The sequence below is a fragment of the Segatella copri genome (assembly GCF_009494835.1).
Taxonomy (GTDB): domain Bacteria; phylum Bacteroidota; class Bacteroidia; order Bacteroidales; family Bacteroidaceae; genus Prevotella; species Prevotella copri_F.
Map to the genome: position 1 here is coordinate 54,903 of NZ_VZBE01000073.1, position 24,840 is coordinate 79,742.

17 protein-coding genes are annotated in these 24,840 nt (G+C 44.5%); 8 read left to right on the forward strand and 9 right to left on the reverse strand.

Annotated elements, in window-relative coordinates:
* Positions 1 to 12: 12 nt before the first annotated feature.
* The 5 genes from F7D47_RS11480 to F7D47_RS11500 form a co-directional block, all read right to left on the reverse strand.
* The gene (locus tag F7D47_RS11480) at positions 13 to 2,127 is read right to left on the reverse strand and encodes an outer membrane beta-barrel family protein (RefSeq protein WP_194252654.1); all 2,115 of its coding nucleotides are present in this window, start codon (positions 2,125 to 2,127) and stop codon (positions 13 to 15) included.
* A 36-nt stretch (positions 2,128 to 2,163) separates the two neighbouring features.
* Complete coding sequence (locus F7D47_RS11485; RefSeq protein ID WP_153085372.1) at positions 2,164 to 4,209, reverse strand: hypothetical protein; 2,046 nt, start codon at positions 4,207 to 4,209, stop codon at positions 2,164 to 2,166.
* 196 nt (positions 4,210 to 4,405) lie between these two features.
* Entirely contained in the window at positions 4,406 to 6,976 is a 2,571-nt protein-coding gene (locus tag F7D47_RS11490; protein WP_153085373.1) for an outer membrane beta-barrel family protein, read from the reverse strand.
* 1 nt (position 6,977) lies between these two features.
* On the reverse strand, positions 6,978 to 7,742 hold the full coding sequence (locus F7D47_RS11495; protein WP_194252655.1) for a DUF4974 domain-containing protein: 765 nt from the start codon (positions 7,740 to 7,742) through the stop codon (positions 6,978 to 6,980).
* A gap of 28 nt (positions 7,743 to 7,770) precedes the next feature.
* Positions 7,771 to 8,259: an RNA polymerase sigma factor gene (locus F7D47_RS11500; RefSeq protein WP_228113455.1), complete on the reverse strand. Its 489-nt coding sequence runs from the start codon at positions 8,257 to 8,259 to the stop codon at positions 7,771 to 7,773.
* Positions 8,260 to 8,442: 183 nt separating this feature from the next.
* On the opposite strand from F7D47_RS11500, the gene F7D47_RS11505 reads away from it, so the two are divergent.
* Both F7D47_RS11505 and F7D47_RS11510 read left to right on the forward strand, forming a co-directional pair.
* A complete protein-coding gene (locus F7D47_RS11505; protein WP_117585943.1) occupies positions 8,443 to 8,739 on the forward strand; it encodes a nucleotidyltransferase family protein in 297 nt (98 codons plus the stop codon).
* Positions 8,723 to 9,070 (forward strand): HepT-like ribonuclease domain-containing protein, encoded by a 348-nt coding sequence (locus F7D47_RS11510; protein ID WP_118065935.1) that lies wholly within the window; start codon positions 8,723 to 8,725, stop codon positions 9,068 to 9,070. Before F7D47_RS11505 ends, F7D47_RS11510 begins: the two co-directional genes overlap by 17 nt.
* Before the next feature lie 102 nt (positions 9,071 to 9,172).
* On the opposite strand, the gene F7D47_RS11515 is transcribed toward F7D47_RS11510, so the two are convergent.
* Genes F7D47_RS11515 through F7D47_RS11525 form a run of 3 tightly spaced genes read right to left on the reverse strand, consistent with a single transcriptional unit; the run spans position 9,173 to position 12,956 of the window.
* Positions 9,173 to 11,755 carry a TonB-dependent receptor domain-containing protein gene (locus F7D47_RS11515; protein ID WP_153085375.1) on the reverse strand — a complete coding sequence of 861 codons (2,583 nt, stop codon included), beginning with the start codon at positions 11,753 to 11,755 and terminating at the stop codon, positions 9,173 to 9,175.
* 17 nt (positions 11,756 to 11,772) lie between these two features.
* On the reverse strand, positions 11,773 to 12,459 hold the full coding sequence (locus F7D47_RS11520; protein WP_228113456.1) for a DUF4974 domain-containing protein: 687 nt from the start codon (positions 12,457 to 12,459) through the stop codon (positions 11,773 to 11,775).
* Between the two features lie 17 nt (positions 12,460 to 12,476).
* Complete coding sequence (locus F7D47_RS11525; RefSeq protein ID WP_118142048.1) at positions 12,477 to 12,956, reverse strand: sigma-70 family RNA polymerase sigma factor; 480 nt, start codon at positions 12,954 to 12,956, stop codon at positions 12,477 to 12,479.
* A 303-nt stretch (positions 12,957 to 13,259) separates the two neighbouring features.
* On the opposite strand from F7D47_RS11525, the gene F7D47_RS11530 reads away from it, so the two are divergent.
* The 3 genes from F7D47_RS11530 to F7D47_RS11540 are packed head-to-tail and all read left to right on the forward strand — an operon-like array spanning position 13,260 to position 15,881.
* Complete coding sequence (locus F7D47_RS11530; protein ID WP_118065943.1) at positions 13,260 to 14,027, forward strand: radical SAM protein; 768 nt, start codon at positions 13,260 to 13,262, stop codon at positions 14,025 to 14,027.
* 45 nt (positions 14,028 to 14,072) lie between these two features.
* Positions 14,073 to 14,894: a bifunctional hydroxymethylpyrimidine kinase/phosphomethylpyrimidine kinase gene (locus F7D47_RS11535; protein ID WP_117663641.1), complete on the forward strand. Its 822-nt coding sequence runs from the start codon at positions 14,073 to 14,075 to the stop codon at positions 14,892 to 14,894.
* Positions 14,895 to 14,942: 48 nt separating this feature from the next.
* Positions 14,943 to 15,881 carry a DMT family transporter gene (locus tag F7D47_RS11540; protein WP_153085377.1) on the forward strand — a complete coding sequence of 313 codons (939 nt, stop codon included), beginning with the start codon at positions 14,943 to 14,945 and terminating at the stop codon, positions 15,879 to 15,881.
* Positions 15,882 to 15,925: 44 nt separating this feature from the next.
* Here F7D47_RS11540 and F7D47_RS11545 read toward each other — a convergent pair whose 3' ends face one another.
* Entirely contained in the window at positions 15,926 to 18,022 is a 2,097-nt protein-coding gene (locus F7D47_RS11545; RefSeq protein WP_153085378.1) for a hypothetical protein, read from the reverse strand.
* Between the two features lie 203 nt (positions 18,023 to 18,225).
* Here F7D47_RS11545 and F7D47_RS11550 point away from each other — a divergent pair, with 203 nt between their 5' ends.
* The 3 genes from F7D47_RS11550 to F7D47_RS11560 all read left to right on the forward strand — a co-directional run bounded on the left by F7D47_RS11550 (position 18,226) and on the right by F7D47_RS11560 (position 24,796).
* Entirely contained in the window at positions 18,226 to 18,999 is a 774-nt protein-coding gene (locus tag F7D47_RS11550) for a winged helix-turn-helix domain-containing protein (protein ID WP_228113457.1), read from the forward strand.
* A gap of 93 nt (positions 19,000 to 19,092) precedes the next feature.
* A complete protein-coding gene (locus tag F7D47_RS11555; RefSeq protein WP_153085379.1) occupies positions 19,093 to 19,650 on the forward strand; it encodes a hypothetical protein in 558 nt (185 codons plus the stop codon).
* Positions 19,651 to 19,786: 136 nt separating this feature from the next.
* On the forward strand, positions 19,787 to 24,796 hold the full coding sequence (locus F7D47_RS11560) for a RecQ family ATP-dependent DNA helicase (RefSeq protein ID WP_153085380.1): 5,010 nt from the start codon (positions 19,787 to 19,789) through the stop codon (positions 24,794 to 24,796).
* Positions 24,797 to 24,840 lie beyond the last annotated feature (44 nt).

A 24,840-nucleotide genomic window follows, 5' to 3' on the forward strand; every position in this document is an offset into this window, starting at 1 on the left:
GAGTTTAAACAGTTACAATCTATCCATTTCCTTTTTCCCTGCCCCTTTACCTTTATATTTTGTTTTAACTGTATTAAACTTATATCTTACGATACATTCCACTGCCCTTACAGACGCAACCTTTTCAATATAGACATCATTCATTCCGCTGAAAATGGTAAAAGTATTTTTGCGGGCAGTATTAAAGATGTCATTTGCAGACAACTTGACATTCCATTTTTTAGATAAGTCCTTAGCCAAAGAAAGATTTATCTGTCCAACACTCCCCATCTTAATATTCTCACTATTTCCCTCACTACGCCAACTGTAATTTACTGTCGCCATATAGTTGTTATGGAATTTGAAAATATTATTGAACTTAACTACAACCAAAGGATTGTCCAAGTGCTTTATATTTCCTCTGTAATCAATCTTGTAAAATTGCGAGACAACACCACATGCCAATACGGGATAATAGCATTTCCAAAGGAATCCGGGCATAAAAGAAGCCATTATCTGTAAGTTAGACAGACTGTTTCTAGAATTTTCCTTTTTGAGCAAGGCAATCGTCTTCGCATCATCATAATATGTATATGATGTTATTATTTGGTTTTGCACCTTTTTATAATTAGCAGTTAATGCCAACCAGCGATACCTCAAATTCAAAGAGATGTTGTCGCTATAGGATGGTTGCAAATACGGATTTCCACTTTGATAGAGATATTTGTTAACATAGTGAACCGTGTTGCTCAACTGAGAGTACAATGGACGATAGCATTGCTTAGAATAGCTCAGCTGCACCATAGTTTTTCCAATGGGCAGAGACAATGAAGCAGTCGGGAAAAACTTATCATAAACATGTGACGGTTCGTAATTTTTTCTGCCACCTATAAAATATTCACTGTTCACATGCTCATACCTGCCACCGATACGGAATGTTACATTGCCTAGATGCTGCATAGTTTCAACGTAATATGCCATGTTCTGCTCCTGTATTTTATTGTTCTCGCCTGCCATAATGCTATTTTCACTTTCTGAATTTTCCTCACGGCTACTATTGGTGAAATCTACTCCAAAGCTAAAATTTCCTTTAAGAAACGGGTGTGACGCATATAATTCCGTTGCCATTAACCTAGCATGCCCAACATCTTTTATTCCGAAATCCTGATTGATGCCAGTCTGCTCTATAACATTTTGATTTTCACGTGTTTTTTTCCACATTAAATCAAAAGTCATTTCCAAATTCCATTTTCCCCAACCCCCATGGCAATATCCATCTAACAAATGTTCCAAATCTCTTAATTTGATATCCTTGTATACAGAAGTCTCACTTTCAATTACATCATCAGAATATAATGATGACATAATGCTCGAATTGGTCTTTGTTGGAGCATAAGATACTTGATAAAATGCGCCAAATGAGAGTTTTGGAGATGAGGAAAAATCAAATCCCCATTTACCATCAATCAACTTTGAGTGCTGTGCCGATTTCATCGTCGTATTCTGTTGATGATGTAATGAGAGCCATGAATTCTGAATATTTTTGCTAGAGTTCGTATTCTTGCCTTTCTCAAATCCCAACGTTCCAAAAACATCCAAATTGTCAATTCTATAGTTCAAGTCCAAATTGTCTTTGCCATACATATAATTACGACAACCAAAAGTAGCAATGTTATCAAAGGAGAAACCATCCCCAACCTTTTTAATGGTTGTTATCTTTATGATGGAACCTATGGTTGAAGCATAACGTGAACTTGGATTCGTTATAACTGTTATCTTATCTATTTGGTTAGCCTTCAATTGCTCAACTTCTATATTATTGCGGACAATATGTCCATTGATATAGAAGACTGGTTTTCCCTTGCCAAAAACTTCAATGGAACCATTATTATTCAGTACACCAGGCAACATACCCATAACGTCTTTTGCAAAACCAAGTTTTTCCAAAACGGTACCTTTGACTTCTGTCACAAAGCCTTCGCTGTTCAACTTTGCCAAAGGGCGGGTGGCTCTAACAACAACCTCCCTTAATTGCAGAGTATCCTTTCCAAAATTTTGGTTAGCGATACCAGTCTGAGCTAAACAGATTTGAGCTAAAATCAAATGAAATATAATACCAACAAATCTTTTTACCTTAAAATCTAACATTTTCATCCGTTCCTATATCTTTTGTTTTATAAAACTCTACTCCACTCTTAACAAAGAGCTGTTTATGTTCTTATTAACATCCTTCTCTACTTTTTGGGTCTTCCTGCCAAAGTCGAAGGAGTAAGCAACCTTGATGCTGGCATATTGCGAAGCCGTCTGGTCTTTGATGCTCTTACTGTAGCTGTAGATAGGCAAATCCAACCAATATCGCTTCTCCTGCTTTTTGAAAGGCGATGCTGCCTGAAGTTCTACATAGAGATTGCCCCTGCTGTAAGAACCCGACATTCCATAGTCGACAGGAGTCTTGCTTATCACCAAAGCAGCTTCATCTAAAGACTTCTTGCCAAAATGCAGGTAAGGCTTCAAGGCAAAATCACCCATGAACATATTCAACCCAAGATTACCCGTCAAATTGTTGTTATGCTTCGACCAGGTAGTCTTCACCTCCGCATGGTTATATCTGATATCTCCCGACAGATTGGCAAACTTACACAATTTGTACTGCAAGGCGAGGATAGCAGAATAATATTGAGCATTTCCACCATTCGAGTAAGTCTTCACTATTTTCCCGTTTGCCTCATCCAGGTAATAATCATCAGTTACAGGATGATGATTGTAACGGAATTGTCCGATGGCAGAAACACTCAACCTGTTGAAACGCCCCATATAATACAAATAGGTGTTGATGTCATGCGATTTCTTCAGTTCGGGCATTCCCTTTTCCATCATGTGGGAATTGACCTGAATCATAGCCCGGTTGATGACATCCATACCATGATTGGAGTTCACAAAGCAGAATGACCACAAGAGCATTCCCTTATTCAGCTGGTATTGCACATTCGTATTGATGCGAGGAGACAGCTGGCTAAAACTGTTGTCTCCGTGCAGATGATATTGAAGCCAATCCAATCCGATGCGGGTTTTCAGGCTCAAGCGCCTGCTAGCCTGGAAATTATAGGAGAAGAAAGCCAACGACTCCCCTTTCCACAGATGCTGCCAAAGTTCGCAATTGCCGGAATAATCGGCATTCCAGACATCGTGGTAATGAAACAGTTCCACAGATAAGGAATGCTTTTGAGAGAAATAATTATAGATGGCAGACAGCTGGAACGACAGCGCTTTCTCGTCTTCATCGGTCATTGCCTCGAAAGGCTGTTCCTGATAAAGACGATGATAGGAGTTGGCAGAATACTTGCCATGTACTCCCAAGGTAAGCGTCTGATTCTTGCTTAATGGCAAGTTGGCGTTCAGATCAATCTTAGGAGACAGACTCTTCTTCCGGATATTTGAGAAGATGTCCGTCTCTGTGCTTTCCCTCGCAAAACCAGAAGATGCATTTCTTGGAGTAGAGAGGTTGACGAGCGTAAACTTACCCACCCAATATCTCTTTCCCTTCTGGTTCTGATAGCGGAACTGCATATATTCCTGATGATTCCGGTAAGAATTCTTACTATAGCTCTCCCTATCAAATAGGGATTGTGGAAACTGATAGTTCTCATTGTTCCAGGTCTCAGTACCATCTACATGACTATAGTTTGCACCAGCAAACACAGTATAGGAATTGTTACCTTTTACATAATTGGTGGCAACGTTATAGTCGCCATGGTCATATCCTATCGTCTGCTGTCCGTCAGCCTGCACATATCCTCCATATCGGTATTGTTTGGTGATGAAGTTGACGACAAGCTTATCCTTGGCGTATTTTCCCGATGGAGCATCATGATATTCTATCTTCTCGATGTCACGAGGACGGAGCATCTGTATTTCCCGGATGTCGCATTCCTGCCCATTCAGATACAAGGTGGCTTGCAGTCCCATCACATCCACCTGATTCGACTTCGCGTCGATGATAAGTCCTGGGATATTCAGGTTTTCCAACACTCCGAATCCATTGACCGCATGTTTTCGTTGCTGGCTGTTGGGATAGATGACGAGATGATCACCCACACGACTGATATTGGAGGCTGATACCACCACATCATCCAAAGCTTTAGTAGAGACTATGGAGTCCTTCCCAGTGTTCTGAGCGAACACGGGCACAGCAGCCATCAGCAGTCCAAAAGAGCAAAAAACCGTCTTCATTCTTACAATATGTTTTAATTTCATCTTTATCTAGTACAAAAGTACACATTATTATCCAAAGCCATTACATCACTTCCGTTAAATTTGTATAACTGCATCAAATTACCAATTCCATCCAGTTCTTCATCCCTCCTAGCCTAAAGCATAGAAAAAAACAACACGGACAAATTGAATTTGTCCGTGTTTTAAAAATGAGCTATAATCTGCTCTTTTCTGCATTACCAGCACCCGTACCCTTATACTTGCTCTTGGTGGCATTGAAGTTATAAGTTACATTGACCAAGAACATGCGGGTATTATCTATACCGGTTCTGGTGAAGTGCGCATACGAATTATGATATTGCCAACTCTCGTTCTGTCCATGAAGCAAATCCTCAGCTTCCAGTCTCACAACCAGTCGGTTGTTCAGGAATGACTTTGAAATAGACGCATCCAGGGAATTCCATGCATAATTGACACCCAATTCGCTATAATTACGCGACTGGTAAGAGTATTCCAATCGAGCCTTCCAATGATGTGGCAATACCCAGGTATTCTCCAAATCCAGATAGAGAGAAGGACGGTTGGCATTATAGTCGCTGACATATTTGCTGGCATCAAAGAACTGATTGACCAGACCTACCGTATAGTCAAGATGCCATAAACCTATCACCGGAGTAGCCCCAAGATAGAACTTCAGGTTCTGAATCTTATCTACATTCTCGTAATATGACAGGGCTATATCCTTATTGCCCTGGAACGGCTTCATCATATATACCGAAGCATTCTTGTTGTAAATATATTCAGCAGAGAAACTCAGCCAGGAATATTGCGCATCCCATTCCAGATGATAGGCATCCGTTGGTCGCAAGTTAGGATTACCGCTTTCATAGGAATGACGACTCGTATATCGGGTATAACCGGAAAGACGGAAGTAACTTGGTCGATAGGTCTTCGCCGTGAAATTCAACGAAGAATGCCACTTGCCCTTGTCATATCCCAAGGATACATTAGGAAATACATTATCATATTTTCTGCTCATATCCGGGCTGAGCACTCCTTCGGCATAATAGTCTGATTTTACATGCTCATATCTCACACCGGCATTCAGAGAATAATCTCCCAACGACCATGCAGCCTCAGCAAAAGCAGCTATGTTCTGTTCCTTGATTCTGGAATCATTGGATGCAGCCACACCACCCTCGTTCTGGTTGTTGGTATGACTATCAGAATTAGTGTATTCCGAACCAAAGTCTATGTTCAACTGGTCGGTCAAAGGATAAGAAACAACCAATTTACCAGCAAGCAACTTTCCTTTGGTATGGCTATCAGAACATACTATCTGGTCGCCCAACTCAGTACTGGTTTCTGTGGCTTTCTGTATCTGGTCTTTCGTCCGCCACAACGCAGATGCATTCAGGTCTATACTCCACTTGCCTATCTTACCATCATAATAAAAGTCAGCCTGATGAATAGGAGTCTGCTTGGAATCAGACTCATCGTTGAGATAATTTACATCTCCCTGGTGAACTCCATCCTGAAAGATGGAATAGTTATTCTGATCAGTAAAATACTTGGTATAGCCAGAACCAAACTTATATTTCAGACCGATGGTATGATTTTCGTTGAATTCATAATTGAAACCCAGATTGGCATCAGGTCCATAATTTCTAGCATCTATGCGCCCTACTGATTTTTGATATATCTGATGCTGATTGCCATTGATATATTCATCCAATCCCAATTTATCATAGAAATACGAATCTGACCACATCAATCCACCGAATACATCCAGTCCACCCACACGGTAATTGAGATTAGCCTGCTCTTGCCAGGCATTCTTCATGGCAAAACCATATTTTGCCTGGAAATTACCACTCCATCCATAACCTTGCTTCTTGACCGTAGTAATACGAATAACCGAATTGACCTGGGCATCATATTGAGCACCGGGAGTCGTGATAACCGTCACGTTCTTCACATCCTTTGAAGATATGGTTTGCAATTCATTTTTGTCGGTCAGCTTTCTGCCATTGACATAAATCTCCGGTGTGCCTTTTCCAAACACCGAACAGTTTCCATCCTTATCCACACGCACTCTTGGAACCTGCTTCAACAAGTCGGCAACCATACCCGCATCACTCAGTATTGTACCCTGCACCTGGGTCTGGAATCCCTCGCGAGTCAGTTTTGTCTTGGGGCGAACCGCCTTCACAATCACCTTCTGCAGGTTCATCGTTGCCTCCTTCAGAGTAATGGAACCAATCTTACCTGTATTATAAGTAGCAACAGCGGTATGATAGCCCACGCAACTTACTCTTACTATCGCCTTTCTGGCTCCGCAGGGAATCACGAACTGGCCGTTCTCATTCGTCACGCCGCCATTAATCAAAGAAGAATCACGAACATTCAGCAGGGCTACATTGGCGAAATCTACAGGGCGATGATGCGCATCTACAATGCGGCCTATCATCTTGGTGGGAGTCTTCTGCGTACACTCCACAAAGATGTTTTCGCCATCTATCGTCATCTTCATCGGATAGAAACCCATAATCTGGCGGATGGCATCCGGAGCGGTTCGCTTCACGATACTCGTAGTAACCGTGAAATCCTCCAGTTCATCATACATAAAGTTGATACGATAATCCTTGGTGCTCTTGGCAAGGATGGTGAGTGCTTCTGACATAGAAGTGTTGCGGAAGCTGCGGGTGATGCGTTGGGCATAGATGGTCTGAAGAGAAAGGCTCATCAAACCTGCCAGCAGCATGATATATCTTAATCTTTTCATCTTATTCCACGATTAAAGTTTGACCTTCATGACGAATATTCACTTTCTCGAAATGATTCATCAGTTCGATGATATCATCCAGACTCATGTTCTTCTCCAGTTGCAGGAAGAGACGGATGTGGCGAGCCGACTCGTTCTGATAAGTTACCTGGAGATGGAAATGCCCGGCAATAGGAGTCAGGATATTCTGAAGCTCAGCGTTTTCGTAAACCAATGGGAGCTGGGCAAGACTTGCAGAATCTGTCTTTTCTTCTATGTTGGATTTCTGAGGAGCAGAAACCTGCTGGATAGAATCCTTTCGGGATGCCACGAGTTCGGTATTGTGCTTATCTGATGCCTGATGAGAACGGGTTACCAGATGAATGGCAGCAAAGGTGATGCCGGAGACGACAAGGACGGCTGCAACGGCAGCCACTTTTCTCATCGGGCTCCAGAGAGGAAACAGCTTGGCGGTTTGCTGGGTTTCTGCATTCTGATTCATCTCTTCTTTCTGCTGCTTTTCTTCTTTCAGCTTCATCTCATCTTTCAGTTTCTCCCATTCTGCATCAATCGAAGGCATCTTCATTTTTTCCTTCGACTTGGCGAAATCCAGAGACTGTCGGGTCTCTATCAGCTGCTGATAGAGTTCGTTCACTTCCTCATCGCCCAGAAGTTCATCCTTCTGGGTTTCGGAATACTTTTCGGGATGCTCCAGGAGATCGAGGAGCAAATCCCATTTCTGAGAATCCATCTTCTGAGGATTTATGTCAGATAATTCATGTTTCATTTTCTTTCCTTTCTTCATTTTAGGGTTATTATTTTCCTTTCAACTTTTCTCTGAGCGTTCGCAAACCTTTTACGATATGCTTGTTCACTGCCGAGACGCTGATGCCCAGCTCCTCCGCCGTATCCTTATACGACATTCCTTCCCGATAGCACAATCGGATGACGGAAGCAGTCTGGTCGGTCAGGTCGTGGTCGATGCAATCCACAGCAGCCTGCCATCGCTCTTCCAAACGAGAAGGTTCTTCCTCCGTCAATTTCTCTTCCGAGAGAGGGAGAAGCCGTTTCAGTCGTTCATCTCTCTTCTTTCTGGCTATAAGATTGATGCAGGCATTCTTCACGCTCCGCATCAGGTAAGCCCGGTCTGGAACCAGCTGTTTATCCCACAATCTGGAGAACACATCGCTCACCACATCCCTCGCCTCCTCATTATCATGGAGCAAGGCAAAGGCGAAGCGATACATCTGCTCGTAATGGTCGTGGAACAGCCGTTCCATCCGCTGTTCATTTTCTTCTGTCATCACGTCATTTTCTTCTTATTTCTACTCTTATATACAAGCTTTCCTGAAATCAATTACCCCTAAAATGAAGAAATCTTCTACTTTTTTTGGAAAAGCAATGCAAAGGTAATAAAAAACTAGAAAAAAGCTTGCTCTTTCGAATAAAAAGTGTATCTTTGCACCAAGAAACAACATCATTATATTATGGGTAAACGAGCCATCATAGAAGCTTTACGCCATTATTTCAGCACCCAACCCGTACTGAAAGCCTGGCTGTTCGGTTCTTTCTCCAGAGGGGAAGAAACGAAGGATAGCGATGTCGATATTATGGTTTCTTTGGACAAGAGCAAACCTATTGGTTTAAAATTCTTCGGCATGTGGAGTGATTTGGAAGAACTCTTAGGTAGAAAAGTTGATTTGGTATCAGAAGGAACCTTACTCCCTTTTGCACAGGAATCAGTAGAACGTGATAAAATCTTAGTTTATGAGAGAACGAAGTAGAGATAAAAACCGCTTAGAGCACATGCTCCAGGCAATAGAAAGAATCTGCCGATATACAAAAGGTAAAAACTTTGAGGATTTTATCGCAGACGACATGATGTATTACGCAGTAGTCAAGAACATAGAAATTCTTGGAGAAGCATCGAATATGCTAACTGAAGAATTTCGACAAGCGCATCCTAAGACTCCTTGGAAACAAGTGAACGGCATGAGGAACTATATCGTTCATGAATATTTCCAAGTTGATAACAACGTTGTTTGGGATGTGATTACAAACGACCTTCCGATATTAGAGCAACAAATAAAGGAGTATCTAACAGAAGAGAAGTAAAAAACATCGGTCAAGCAAAGAGCAAACCAACATGGTTTTGCCTTCGCTTGACCGATTGTCATATATTCATTGTTTATTAAGAGAGTTTCTTCCTAACAAGAGCTACATACGGCTCTTTTCTTCATTGCCTGCTCCCGTGCCCTTATACTTACTGCGCTTGGCATTGAAATTATACGTAACCTGCAAAGAGATGCTACGAGTATAGTTGTAGCAGTCTTTCATGGTACCTGAACCCTGTCCATACATCGTCCAACGTTCCTTTGTAGTCTTGAAGATGTCATTTGCAGAAAGATAAATGATCCATGTGCGATTGGCAAACGACTTGTCGAACCGCAGATCGACGCTGTAATTACTCTTCATCATAAGAAATCCATCTGCATTGGGGGTTGCTGCATTCAGGCTGATAGCCGCGTTCATGGTTTCTGAAAGAGCGAAATTATTGTCGAGCAAGCACAACAGCAAAGGTCTGCTTAATGCCTTGCTGGCACCATACTTCCTGGTATCGAAGAACTGCTGTTTATAATAGAATCCCCACGTAGGACGGAAGATGCCAAGCTTTGGCGAAACATTGACAGAAGCATAAAGCAGCTGCTTATGGTCGAAATTCAACGACGTACTATAAGCAAATTCCTTTCCAGGATAGATATACTTGGTCCACTCTATCACATCCATCAGATATTTATACCCTGTGGAAACATTCAGCCACTTATATGTCATCATTGCCTCAACATTGAACACCTTCTCCGGTTGCAAGGTAGGATTTCCGCCTTCATAAAGGAAACGGTTGTCAAACTGCATAAAGTTGCCTAACTGTCGATAACTTGGACGATTTATTTTCTCGTTGACATTCAACTGCCAATTCCAGTTACCTTTGTTCCATGATATGCTGAGGTTAGGAAAGAAGTTGCTGTATCTTCTGCTCACATCATCCTGCTTGACTCCACCAGAGAAATAGTCGCGAATGATATTCTCGTAACGCACACCAAGACCAATGGTCCACTTGCTGAGGGACAGTCCATATTGTGCAAAGCCAGCAACATTTCTTTCATGGATATCCGTCTCTGTAGATGGCACCAACTGCTCTTCATTCAGGAACGTTCCATGAGAGTCGGTCTTCGACAGCTCTGTTCCTAAAGAAACATTTCCTTTCCACAGAGGAATATTCACAACCAACTTGCCTGCCCACATATCGCTATTCTGACGATTGCTTGAGTGTACCTCCTGATTGCCCAACTCCTTGCTGCTTTCAATACTCTCGTCACTACGTCTGTTATTGACCGTATAGTATGTGGCATTGAAATCGATACCTACCTGTCCTATCTTTCCCACATAATAAATTTCTGCCTCATGTGAACCAAGGTGAGGCTTTGCAACCTTATTCTGCCCAATGCTACCCTGTGCCACACCATTCAGAAATACATCCTGTTGGCTAGCACTATTCGTCCTGCCATTCAACATGCCATAGTATCGATAAGAGCCACCGATAGAGTTGCTGTCGTTGAGCGAACAGTCGGCTGAGAGATATTCCGACAAGAAGCGGTTGTTGGTATCCAAATTAAAATGCTGGTCGTTGTGATAATGTTTGTCGGGCAAATTGATATCGGTGTTCAGATGATTATCCTCACCAACATGATAGTCCCTCGTCCATAAGCTATTGGCTATCTCGAATTTTCTGGTCTGATACCGGGCGTTGATAAGCTCGTAATCAGATATCCATTTGTTGTATTTACCCAAAGCATCCGCGCGTAAACTGAACCCATTGGCACGGCGCTCTTTGGTACAGATACGAATTACCGACTCCACCTCGGCATCATATTCTGAACCTGGACTTGTAATCACGGAAATCGACTTGATATTGTCGGGAGTGATGTTTACAATCTCATTATTGTCATTCACTCGCTTGTTGTTGATATAGACAATCGGTGTGCCTTTTCCAAACACGGATATCTTTTGTCCATCAACAGAGACACGTGGCAACAGGTTCAGGACATCAAAAGTGTTTGCTATTTTAGAAAGCAAGGTATGCTCTACGGCAACCTCCACTCCTCCAGGCGACATTTTATACTGAGGTCTTTCACCCTTCACTACAACTCCCTTGATAATCATCGTTTCGGGCTGCAATTTGATGATTCCCATTTCCGGATTGCTGTATATACGGCTGATAGTCTTATAACCAACGTATGTGATACGGGCTAACACCTTCCGGGAATTACAAGGAATGACAAAACTTCCATTCTCATTGCTCACACCATGCCCTACGATTGTAGAATCAATGGGCGACAACAAGGTTATATTTGCATATTCGGCAGCATTGCCACTCTCATCTATAATACGTCCCTTATAACGAAGTGTTGTCTTCTGCATACACTCCACCATGATATTATCCTCCATCTGCGTCATCCTGATGGGATAGAATCCTATCAGCTGCATGATGGCATCGGGAACACTCTGGTTTCTGATGCTCTTGGTTACCCTGAAATCCTCCAGTTCATCATACACGAAGTTGATGGTATACTTATGCTGGCGGGCGTTCAAATCCTTCAACGCCGCAGAGAACGACACATTATTATATTGTCGGGTGATGCGCTGGGCATAAGACTGCTGAACCCCAAACAGCAGGAAGAGAAGAAGAAGCTCTCTGATAAGCTTGCCGCTAACGGGCATTGGTTTCCAAAAATCTCTCATAAATATATCCTCCTATCTTATTTCACCAACAATGTACCGTCAATATACTCTATCTGTATGCGGTCGAAAGCATTCAAAATCTCCAGGTTCTGCTCCAAAGTCTTCGTCTTGTTCCAGTTGAAGAAGAGACGGATGTGCTGGGCACCGGCATCCACATACTCCACTTTGACATGATAGAAACCGGATAGCTGAGCCAGGATGGTTCCCAATTCAGCATCATCAAACACCACCGGCTTCATATCAAGAGAATCCTTCTTCTCTGCTGTTGCTGCACGAAGACTGTCATTCGTCAGCGCCTGGGTTGTTGCCAGCTGTTCTGTCGCAGCCTTGTTATCCGCTATCTGATCAGAAGCCGGGAACCCCAACCAACCATTGTGAATCGCAGCCAAGGCTACACCCGAAAGGAAGATGATGCCAACGATGGATGCGGCAATCTTCATCCGGTTGCGATAAGCGCCCTTGGATTTGCCGGCATCTATCGCCATCTTATCCTCGTGATGAACCTGAACAAATTCCTTCCAAGCCCCATCCACATCCACCTCCTTCGGATTGGCTTTCTTGCCAGCCATTCTCGCCATCGCCAGTTCATGGAAGAACTCCTTCACTTCCTCATCGGCAAGCAGGTGCTCCACCTGCTCGTCGGTATATTTCTCGGGATGCTCCTGCATGTCAAAGAGCATCATCCGCTTTTCTTCTTTACTCATGTTTGTCATTGTCTTGCTCATTTAAATTGTTCCTTAATCCAGTCCATCGCCTTCGAGAGATGGTTGAATACCGTCACCTTGCTCACTCCCACTTCATCAGCCACCTCCTGATAAGATTTCTCCTGAAGATAGCGCAGACGGAAAATGAGTTGCCGGATAGGTGGTTCCAGGTCTTCGATGAGAAGCATCAGCCGGTCGAGTCGCTCGTCGGTCTCTTCCGAGAGAATCACGTCGGCATCATCCAGCAGCAGCTTCGCCACCCTTTCCTTCACGCTCTTATGAGCTATCAGGTTGAGACAGCGGTTGCGTACGCTCCGCATCAAGTAACCTTCCTCACTCCCAGGCACCAGAACCACATCGTCGGCAAGAATCTGGGCGAATACTTCGCTCACCACATCCTTGCTCTCGTCATCATCCGAAAGAATGCATCTGGCCAGATTGTACATCTTCGCGTAATGTTGACGGAATAACTGTTCTATGTCCTTTTTTCTGTTCATATACTATCTATACAGTTGAGCCAAGCGAAAAACTAAGCAAAACATCAACTTTTTTGTTTTTTCCCTTAAATCCGAATCGAAATCACCAAGATTCTCCCCGGATTTGAATGCAAAAGTACACAATCTATCGGAGATAGAAGACAAATGGTAAGGATAAATCGATTTTCTGTTGATTTATTTGTTCATTCCAACATTTTTTAGTACTTTTGCCCACCAAATTACGAACAAGTAAATAAGATTGGTATAAAAATAGGTATTACCAAGATAAAATAAAGAATAGATTAGATAAAGGAGAATAAGATTATGTCAACGATTATTTATCCATCACCGATATTTGGACCGGTAAACTCTCGCCGTCTGGGAGTTTCACTGGGCATCAACCTCATGCCATCTGATGGCAAGGTCTGCTCATTCGACTGCGTTTATTGCGAATGCGGATTCAACGCCGACTTCCGTCCTAAGAAGAAGCGCCCTACCCGCGAGGAGGTAAGAGAAGGATTGGAGAAAGTTCTGAAAGAGCGCCACGACAACAACCAGCCTCTGGATGACATTACCTTCGCAGGAAACGGTGAACCTACGGGACACCCTGACTTCAAGGGAATCGTGGAAGATACGATGGAACTCTGCAAGAAATATTTCCCGGGAGTACAGGTATCCGTACTCAGCAACGCCACCTATATATATAAGGAGGAAGTGAGAGAGGCGCTGATGCTCGTGGATAACAACATCCTGAAACTGGATACCGTGGATATGGATTACATCAAGAAGCTGGACCGCCCTCAGCAGCCTAACTACGACGTGAAGGATGTGATCAAATATTTGAAGATGTTCAAGGGGCACGTCATCATCCAGACCATGTTCCTGAGAGGTGACGGTTTGGACAATACCAGCGAGCATTTCGTAGCTCCTTGGCTGGAGGCTGTGAAAGACATCCAGCCTCAGCAGGTAATGGTTTATACCATCGCCCGCGAAACACCAGACAAGTTGCTGGAAAAGGCACCAAAGGAAGTTCTCGATGCCATCAAGGACCGTGTAGAGGCATTGGGCATCAAGTGTACAGCCAGCTATTAAGAGATAATCAGGATAAGAAAGAAAAGCAAGTAGAAAAAAGAAAGAATGAAAGCGAAAAGTAATATCCTTATTATCAGCGACATGTGTGGCTACGGAAAGGTATCTGCCGCAGTTCAGATGCCAATCCTCTCTTATATGGGACTCGACGTGTTCAATCTGCCCACCATGCTCATCAGCAACACCTTCCCATACGGCAAGTACGCCATTCTGGAATGCACTTCGTATATCGAGGAAGCCTTGCAGAAGTGGAACGAACTGGGCATTCACTTCGATGCCATCACCACGGGTTTCATGGCTTCGGAGCGTCAGGCTAAGCTGGTGGCACGTTATTGCAGAGAACAGGCTGCACTGGGCACCGACATCTATGTGGATCCCGTGATGGGCGATTACGGCAAGCTCTATGGTGGAGCCAGTGAGAGCACCGTGAGATGCATGAAGGAGATGCTGAGCGTATCGCATCTCTGTTTTCCCAACTATACCGAGGCTTGTCTGCTGACGGATTCGGAATACAAGGAAGAGGGAATCTCGGAGAAGGAAGCCTATGAACTGATAGATAAACTGAGAGCCATCGGTTCCCACTCCGTGCTCATCACCTCGTGCATCGTAGAGGGTCAGCATGCCGTGGTAGGTTTCAATCATCTTACAGAAGAGTATTTCCTCCTGCCCTACGAAGAAATCCCCGTTCAGTTCCCAGGCACCGGCGACATCTTCTCCAGCATCATCGTGGGCAGACTGAAGGATGGCGATCATCTTCGCCATGCCACCCGCATCGCCATGGATACCCTGCGCAACTGGATAGACATCAACAAGGATGACAAGGACAAGAACCGCGGAATTCCAATAGAAAGGCATCTGGGGGACTTGTAGATTGCCATTTAGCAAACACAGAAGCAAGGGAATACCAATTAAATTATAATGGAAAAGAAAGAAACAAATACACTCAGTATATTTCAGCGCCCGGTATGGGTAAGCCTGTTCGCCCTTACGGCTGCTATCTCGTGGGGATGGGCTTACCCATTGATTAAAATGGGAATGGAGGAATATCAGATTACAGCAGACATGACCGGAAGCAAGATGCTTTTTGCAGGCATCCGCTTCTTCATCTCCGGCATCATCATCCTTGCCATCGCCAGAAGTTCACACCGTGAATTCGGATTCAAGAAGAAAGCTGTTCAAGAGAATGTCTGGTTCCTTCTCCTCTATGCACTCCTCAACACCACCCTTCATTATGCCTTCTTCTATTTCGGACTCTCGCATAATGCAGGAGCACGTTCGGCGATACTCAATTCGATGAGCGTCTTCACGGTGGTTATCATTGCCTGCATCTTCTTCAAGAGCGACAGGATGACGTGGCGAAAGGCATTGGGCTGCATCATCGGCTTCCTGGGCATCCTTGCCTTGAACCTTGGCGGAAAGGAAAGCGGAAGTTTCACATTCCTGGGCGATGGTATGATTATCCTCAATGCCCTGTGTGGAGCCAGTGCTTCCCTGCTGACCCGAGGCTTGAGCAAGAGGGTGGATGTTTTCGTAGGAACCGGTTATTCGCTGAGCATCGGTGGAGCCTTGCTGGTGATTCCTGCATTGTTAATGGGTGGTTATCTGCCAGTCATCAGCCTCTGGGGCATCACTATCCTTCTGCTGCTCATCGCCATCTCAACCATCAGTTTCGCTCTCTACAACAAATTATTGAGCTGCAATCCCGTAGGAAAGGTAGCGATATACAATTCGCTCATCCCCGTAGTAGGAGCCATCACCTCCTGTCTCTGTCTTGGCGAAACCTTCTACTGGAAGTATCTGATAGCAGGCGCATTGGCTACTGCCGGAATTTATATCATCAATAAAGGGAAGAAATAAATTCCGGCTGTTGCCCATGCAACCCATACAGAAAGCAAAGCCACCTATTTCAAGATACCCGTTTCGCGCTCCTCATTGTTGATATTCCGCTGTATCTTACGGTATTCCTTTCCCCGATTGATATTCCAGGCAACACCGATACGGAACAAATTACCTCCCGAATTGTCATATCCACTAACCTGCTTACGGAGCAAGGCGTTGACGATTTCTGCTGAATAGGATTTCGGATGAGCCATAAACGGATTATGCATATAGAGCGTAAAATCGAAATCACCCATATGATAACTGGCTGAGGCTGCCAATGAAGGAGGATTATGCCCGATGTTCTCTCCCTCCATAAAATTCCAACCGTTATCAGCATACAGCATCACTGTCCATTTTCCCCAATACCCCTGTAATGTTCCACTATAATTATAAGCGGTATAACAATGACTGTACTCATCGCCCTTATTGAAAAAACGGTAAATACCTGCATTCACAGATAATATAAGGTGGTCGGGGATAATGTCAAACCGGGTATCATTCGTAAGATACAACATATTACAATGGGGCTGATTCTCCTGGGTATAAAGAAACTGATCATTTTCCGTGCGGGCGTATTTCGCCAAATTACAATGACGATTGATGCGATAATTCAAGGTAAAATCAGTATTTATCCTTGGTTTACTGAAAGAGAATACCACCCAGTTCTCATATATACTGTTAGGCTTAAGCGAAGGATTACCCACAGTCCATTCCATACTGTTCTTTCGAATACGGGTATCCGAAATCATAGCTATCTGCGAAATATGCTGTGATAATTCACTTCCCAAGCGAATCTGGAACAAAGAAGAAAGGGAATAAGCCAATGTGAGTTTCGGACGACAAAGCCAAAAACTAAATTCCTCATCTCCCTGTCGATAAGACTGATTACTCAACCCGAAGCCAGCCACATAAGTTAAACGGGATGTTCCTTCCTTGAATTGTCCCAAACTTCCCTTGATTTGTGCAAAGCCATAAATACCCAATGAACGGATACCATTCTCGCTAACCACATCACCCAAATACTGATTATCCATATATTTCCAGTTCAAGTTGGTTCCTGCAGAAAAAGTAAAGGGTTTCAACCGGTTTTCATAGATAGCCTCGGCTATGAGCGAATAGGTCTTTCCATCTACCTGATATTGATAGGGTTCGCCCTCACCTTCATAATAGGCTCCTTTGGTATGGATATAAGTGCCCAAAACATCTGCCGACAAAGACTGATGCTCGCCCAACTGATGATAGAAATACAAATCGAGAGCAGGAGTAAAATCCCTACCCTTGCTGGTTCTGTAAACAGGATACGCAGGCTTTCCAGATTCAGAAAACCACATCTCATTCGATGTATAAGGCTGATTGCTGAAATCCGTGGTAAGCGTTGTCTGGAATACATATAATGCAGAATCAGCCAGATTATACTTCAACTGCAATGTATTATCATAATTTCGAGTTGCCACATTCATGATTTTTCGAGATATCTGATACTCAGAACCATCATGTAGAAGATACTGAGCATCCTCATTATATTCGGATGCCTTATTATCCACATAAGTCTGCTCATATAAAATATTCAATTGGCTCTTGCCCCTATTGACAGATGCATAGACATCGTTCGAACCGAGCTTGGTAGTTAGCGCATTGGTCAAGTTAAAGCCCAAACTGCCACCCGATGAAGCCCTGCGGGTATGAATATCTATCACGTATGCAATATTCTTTCCATATCTTACGCCAGGACTGTCGATATAATCTACACTCATAATAGAAGCTACATCCAGCATCTGCACGTCATGCATATTGGCGAGAATGCCATTGATACGAATCTGCACTTCTCCCTTATGATCGGTAGCAGAAATAGAACGGCCAGCCTCATCAACCCTAATATGAGGCAAAGCCAACTTTCCTAAAAGCGAAAAGCCAGAAAAAGAACGCTGCTTCTGAATATCGCTTGGGAATATCAACTTGCCATCTTCCTTGTTGACTACTCGTGCCGCCTTCACAACAACCTCTTGCAAGGCTATAGAATCATTCGATACCTTCTGGATCTCCTGGGCACTTATTTCTGCACAAGAGATCAATGCCCACAGCATCACCATAGCTGTTAACAATTTACCTTTCTTCATTGTCATCATATACTTTCCTAAAACTTGTTTTCTGCTGCAAAGGTATCAAAAAGAGAAGACCGAAGCGAAAAATATGGCTGACATGAGTCTGACATTTATCAATTAACGAATATTATATCTAGTTTTATACCATCTTTCATAGAATTTCTGTACTTTTGCATTTGAATCTTTAAACAGTATATCATTTAAACAGAATAGATAATATGAAACTGAAAGCATATCATTCCATCCTCATCTTCGCCATCCTTGTAATGTCTGCGGCATTCTCCAGCGTAAGCAACTACCGCAAGGCACAGTATGCCATTGTACAAGATATGAACAAAGCTTTGGCTCTGACTCTTCAGGAAAATAAATATCAATGGATTACGCCTGATACCATCCAGAGCTACCGCTCACATCTCAGCATCGACCTGCTGAAGTCGACCAGTAATCTCTGCTATGTGATGGAAGACAGAAGAAGAGGCAAGAACAATTCCCAGTTGGTAAATAGCGCCAACCTGCTCAGCAGCAAAGAGATGCTTCTCAACGAGCATTCTATCCAAAGCTATGCTAACTGTTCGATGGCAGATGTTTTGAGTATGAGCAACCAGCGGACATCTTTGACGCTTACCCTCATGGCTATGATTTGGGCTATTGCATCGCTATACTATCATCGCAGAAAACAACCCTGGAATCATGAGGCCGATATGTTCGGCACCATGTGCTATTCTCAAAACGAGGATTCCTTCTACAATCAGGAAAACGGACAAGCCATCAAGTTTACTCCGATGCAGCACCAGCTGATGCAACTCTTCTTCAAAAATACGCATCATCAACTCTCCAAACAGGAGATTTGTGATGCTCTTTGGCCCAAGAAACCGGATGCCAGCGAAACGCTCTATACCTTGATTCGCCGTATCAAACCGGTGATTGAGCAGAATAGCAACCTCATAATTGAGTCGGAAAGAGGCAAGTCTTACCGACTGATAATCAGATAAGTTCAGAAATGTCAGCCAAATGTCATACTTATTATTTGGCTGTTTCCCATCTTCTTCATACCTTTGCAGCTAAAATACAAAAGTGGCAAAGATATGAAGAAGATTTTTTTGATAGCAGTTGTCTTGCTGATGATGATAAACTTCATCATCAACTATCATCATGAGGTTACGAAAGAGCAGCAAACACCGATGGCGGATTTCAAGACCAAGGTAGAGATGGCGCCCATGAAGGAATACAATGATCCGGACTTCGGCTACGTTGTCAAATATCCTTGCTTCTTCCAGCAGGAGGATACTTCGGTATCGGGATACCAGGGCTATGCCCGCTTCTCATTCACCAATCATGCCAACGTCATCCTGGAGAGTTATGTTACCCCCAACTATAGCAACACCCTCCAGGCTTGTGCCGATTCTCTTGCCCAGAAGCTTCATTCGGAGCGGACGATGCAGGCATCGAATAAGGCATTCATCCTCTCCGGTCCTGTCTATGAAAACGGAGTAAGAGTAGATGGCTACAGTCATTACGATAAATTCATCAAGAGTGGCAGAATACTCTTCGTTTATTCCCTCACCTATCCCGACAGTTACAAACCAGCCATGCCCCGACTGTTCAAACTCATAGACGACTGGAGAGTTTTAGGTGCATATTAATCTGCCTTGAAGATATCCTCACGAGCCTCTTGGAATTGTATAAAAACAGCTTTCAAAGAAGATAAAAGCACTTGATTATTTGCATATATCAAATAATAATTGTACATTTGCGGTGTAAATATAAACATCGAAGATTATGTCAATATTCAGTCACCTCTTTGGAAGGAAGAACAATCTCACCGTAAACTCTGACATCAAGAAGAAAGATGCCAGAAGCAGGAACATTGCCTTCGTGGATACCGAAGTGGGACTGAAAGACCATAAAATACACGACATCGGAGCATTGCGTTATGACGGAGCCAACTTTCACCAAGCATCGCAGACGGCACTGAACAAGTTTCTGCAAGAAGGAAAGGTTGACTATATCTGCGGGCATAACCTCATTCATCACGATGCCCGCTATCTCCAACTCAACGGCATACTGATAGATACCCTCTATCTCTCCCCACTCCTCTTCCCCAAGCGCCCTTACCATCATCTGGTAAAGGACGACAAACTGATGAGCGAGCAGATGAATAATCCTGTCAATGACTGCGAGAAAGCCAAGGAACTGTTGATGGATGAAATCGCTGCATGGAATCAATTATCAGAAAGGAAGAGGAAAATCTTCACCTTGCTGCTACAGCATGAAGAGGAATTCAGAGGATTCCTGATGTATGTGGGAGCCATCGAAAAGGATGACGCAATCATAGGTGTTTCAGAATTCATCCTTTCTGAATACAAGAATCATATTTGCGCCCATGCCGATATTCCGGCTCTTGCAGCCCAGTCGCCTTGCGGCTTGGCATACGCCTTGGCTCTCATAGGCACAGACGATTACCAATCTGTAACCCCAGGTTGGGTACTCTTCCATTATCCCGAAGTAGAACATATCATCTATATGCTCTGCCATACCCAATGCACCGATGGCTGCGAGTATTGCAACCGCATGCTCGACATTCATCACAACCTGAAACAACTCTTCGGCTATGATGCCTTCCGTACCTATGACGGCGAACCGCTGCAGGAACAGGCATCGCAGGCAGCAGTAGATGGCAAGTCATTATTGGCGATATTTCCTACGGGTGGCGGCAAGTCGCTCACCTTCCAGTTGCCAGCCCTGATGGATGGCAGAACCGTGCATGGACTCACTGTGGTTATCTCGCCTTTGCAATCATTGATGAAAGACCAGGTAGATAACCTCGCAGACCGCGGTTTCACCGATGCCGTAACCATCAATGGTCTCCTCGACCCTATCTCCCGCTCCCTAGCCATTGAACGAGTACAGAGCGGAGATGCCACCTTATTATATATAGCACCAGAGATGTTGCGCTCCAAAACCATCGAGCGCATCCTGATGGCACGGCATGTAGTGAGATTCGTCATTGACGAAGCTCACTGCTTCTCTGCATGGGGACAAGACTTCCGGGTGGATTACCTATATATCGGCAAGTTTATCAAGGAATATCAGGAACGTAAGTTTGGCAAGGACGCTATAGCCCGCAACCATGGTCAAACCCTGATACCCGTATCTTGCTTCACTGCCACTGCAAAACAGAAGGTGGTGCAGGATATCTGCGACTATTTCAAGCATTGGCTGGGCACCGACCTCCAGCTCTTCGCCTCATCAGCCTCACGTACCAACCTGCACTATTCCGTTATCCACGTAGATAGTGACGGCAACAAATACAATCTCCTGCGCTCACTGGTAGAGCAGGCAGATTGCCCTACCATCATCTACGTATCCCGCACCAAGCGAACCCGGGAACTCGCCCAAAAACTGACCCGTGACGGCATATCCGCCCTGCCCTATAATGGCAAAATGGATGCCGATGAGAAGATACACAATCAGGATGCCTTCATGAGCGATAAGGTTAGAATCATCGTTGCCACCTCCGCCTTCGGTATGGGAGTAGATAAGAGCGATGTGGGGCTGGTTATCCACTACGACATCTCCGACTCTCTGGAGAACTATGTACAGGAGGCAGGACGTGCAGGAAGAGATCCACACCTCGATGCCAAATGCTATGTACTCTATAGCGACGAGGACTTGGATAAGCACTTCATCCTGCTCAACCAAACCAAACTGAGCATCAGTGAGATACAACAGGTATGGAAAGCCGTTAAGGATTTTACCAAGCAGCGTCCACATGTAAGTTGTTCGGCACTGGAGATAGCCCGTCAAGCCGGTTGGGATGACTCGGTATCCGACATAGAAACCCGTGTTCGCACCGCCCTATCTGCTCTAGAACAGAGCGGATACATAGAGCGTGGCAACAATATTCCGCACGTCTATGCCACAGGTATCACTGTCAAGAACATGGACGAGGCAAGACTGCGCCTCACCGAATCACCCCTGTTCTCTGAAAATGAGATGCAGAATGCCATACGCATCATCAAGTCGCTCATCACCCAGAAGCATATAGCCAAGGCACAGGATAGCGAGGCAGAATCCCGCATCGATTACCTCGCCGACATCTTAGGACTCAGCAAGCGAGACGTCATCTCCTCCGTTGACCGAATGCGTCAGGAAGGCATCCTTGCCGATACCCGTGATATCTCAGCCTATCTGCAAGACATCAGCGACAAGCAGCGCAAGCCTCAGCAGATGCTGGAAAACTTCGCCAAACTGGAAAGATACATTCTGGAACATATCCCGGATGAATCGCTGCATATCACATACAAACAACTCAATGACAATGCCGTACATGACGGTCTCAACACTTCTACAGAAAAGAAAATCCGCACACTGCTATACTTCCTGGCAGTGAAGGGCTATGCGCACAAGAAGGAAGACGGCATCCGCAATCTTATCGTAACAAGAGACAAGGACATAGAAACCATCATCAAGCGATTCGAAAGACGAATTGAGGTTTGCCGATTCATCATCGAAAGACTATACAGCCTGGCTGAAGAAAACAGTAAAACTATAACAGAAGAGAGCAACAATAGCTCTTCTGTAGATTCAAAAGAGAAGCCTCTTCAATTCTCGGTAGTCGAACTTCTGAACGATCTGAAATCCAGCAACCAGTCACTCTTCTCCGACTTCTCTTCCCTGCAGTTGGAAGACGTGGAGGAAGCCTTGCTCTATCTCTCCAAGATAGGAGCCATGAAGCTGGAAGGAGGATTTCTGGTACTCTACAATGCAATGGCAATTAAACGCATCAAGGAACCTCGCCTCCACTATAAGCAGGAGGATTATCGCATGCTCAATGAATTCTACAAGCAGAAGATTCAGCAGATTCACATCGTGGGCGAATATGCCAACCTGATGGTAAGGGATTACGATGCCGCCCTGCAATATGTGCAGGATTACTTCCAGATGGACTACCACCGCTTCATCTCAAAGTACTTCAAGGGCAACCGGGAGACTGAGATAGAGCGCAACGTAACACCTTCGAAGTATAAGAAACTCTTCGGAATACTCTCCAAGCGACAGAAGGAAATCATCGACGACCACGAGTCTCGCTGCATTGTAGTCGCTGCCGGACCTGGCAGCGGCAAGACACGTGTGCTCGTACATAAGCTTGCCTCTCTCCTGCTGTTGGAAGATGTAAAGCACGAGCAACTTCTGATGCTCACTTTCTCTCGTGCAGCCGCTACCGAATTCAAGCAGCGCCTGATGCAACTCATCGGCAATGCCGCCCATTTCGTAGAAATCAAGACCTTCCATTCCTACTGCTTCGACCTGCTGGGCAGAGTTGGCAATCTGGATGAGGCAGGAGATGTGGTTAAGCAAGCCGCCGAAATGATCAACAATGGAGAAGTGGAGCCCAATCGCATCAGCAAGACCGTGCTCGTTATTGACGAGGCACAAGACATGAGCAAGGATGACTATGCCCTTGTCTCTGCTCTGATGAAAGCCAACGAAGAGATGAGGGTGATAGCCGTAGGCGATGATGATCAGAACATCTATGAGTTTAGAGGTTCCAACTCGCAGTATCTCTATGAATTGACCCAGACAGAACACAGCCGTTTTATCGAGATGACTGAGAATTACCGCAGTCTTCGCCATATCGTGGATGCTGCCAACGATTTCGCCCGCAACATCCGTCAGCGAATCAAATCTACCCCTATCATCTCCATGAGTCAAGAAGATGGAGAAGTAAGAATCGTGAAGCATCCATACGAGATTCAGGAGAAAAAGGTTTATATGTATCAGCCTATCCTAGAAGATGTTACGCGATTACTGGGAAGTAACGCTTCAAAAGAAGCCGATGCATCTTCCCGCAAGAAGAACGAAACCATCAGCATCCTCACGCAGACCAATGAGGAGGCTGTCATCATGCTGGCTCTTCTTCACAGCCATAACATCAAGGCCAAACTGGTGCAATCAATGGACGGCTTGCGCTTCTGGAATCTGGCAGAGGTAAGATACTTTTTGAAGAAGATAGACCAAGGTATCAAGGAGACGAAATCCCCTATCATCCCTGATGATATTTGGGAAACAACCAAGCAGCTGACATTCCAAAAGTATGCCACCAGCCAGGCATTGCCATATCTGCGCCGCAGTCTCCAGGTATTTGAACAGACCAATCGTGCCAAGTACTACAGCGACCTGAGGGAGTTCGTGTTCGAATCATCAGTAGAAGACTTCTGTGATATATCGAAATCAGACATCGTGGTCAGCACCATCCACAAGGCAAAAGGCCATGAGTTCGACCATGTACTGATGCTCATTACCCATCCCGAGCATCCTACAGATGACATACTGCGCCGATACTATGTGGGCATGACCCGTGCCAAGCGTACACTTGCCATCCACACCAACGGCAATCTCTTCGACAGTCTGAAAAGTGCCCAGCATCTCTATGATGCCCAAGCCTACGATGAGCCCAACGAAATAGTGCTTCAGCTCTCACACAAGGATGTAAACCTGGGCTTCTCCAAGCCTCACAAGGATGCTATCCTTTGCCTGAGAAGCGGTATGCCGCTAACCTATCACGACCATTGCCTCTGTCTCCCATCAACAGGCAGAGACATAGCCCAGCTCTCCATCAAGATGAAAGAGAAACTAGGCAAATGGGAGTTGAAAGGCTACAAGGTAACCGCTGCCCGAATCCGCTTCATCGTGGCATGGAAGTCAAAGGATGCACCGAGGGATGAGAAGGAATCCGCCATCGTGCTCGCTGATTTGGTGATGAAAAGAATAAGAGAAATTCATTAAAAATCCATCACCAGGCGCTATTTATCCTTTCTTTTTATACACAA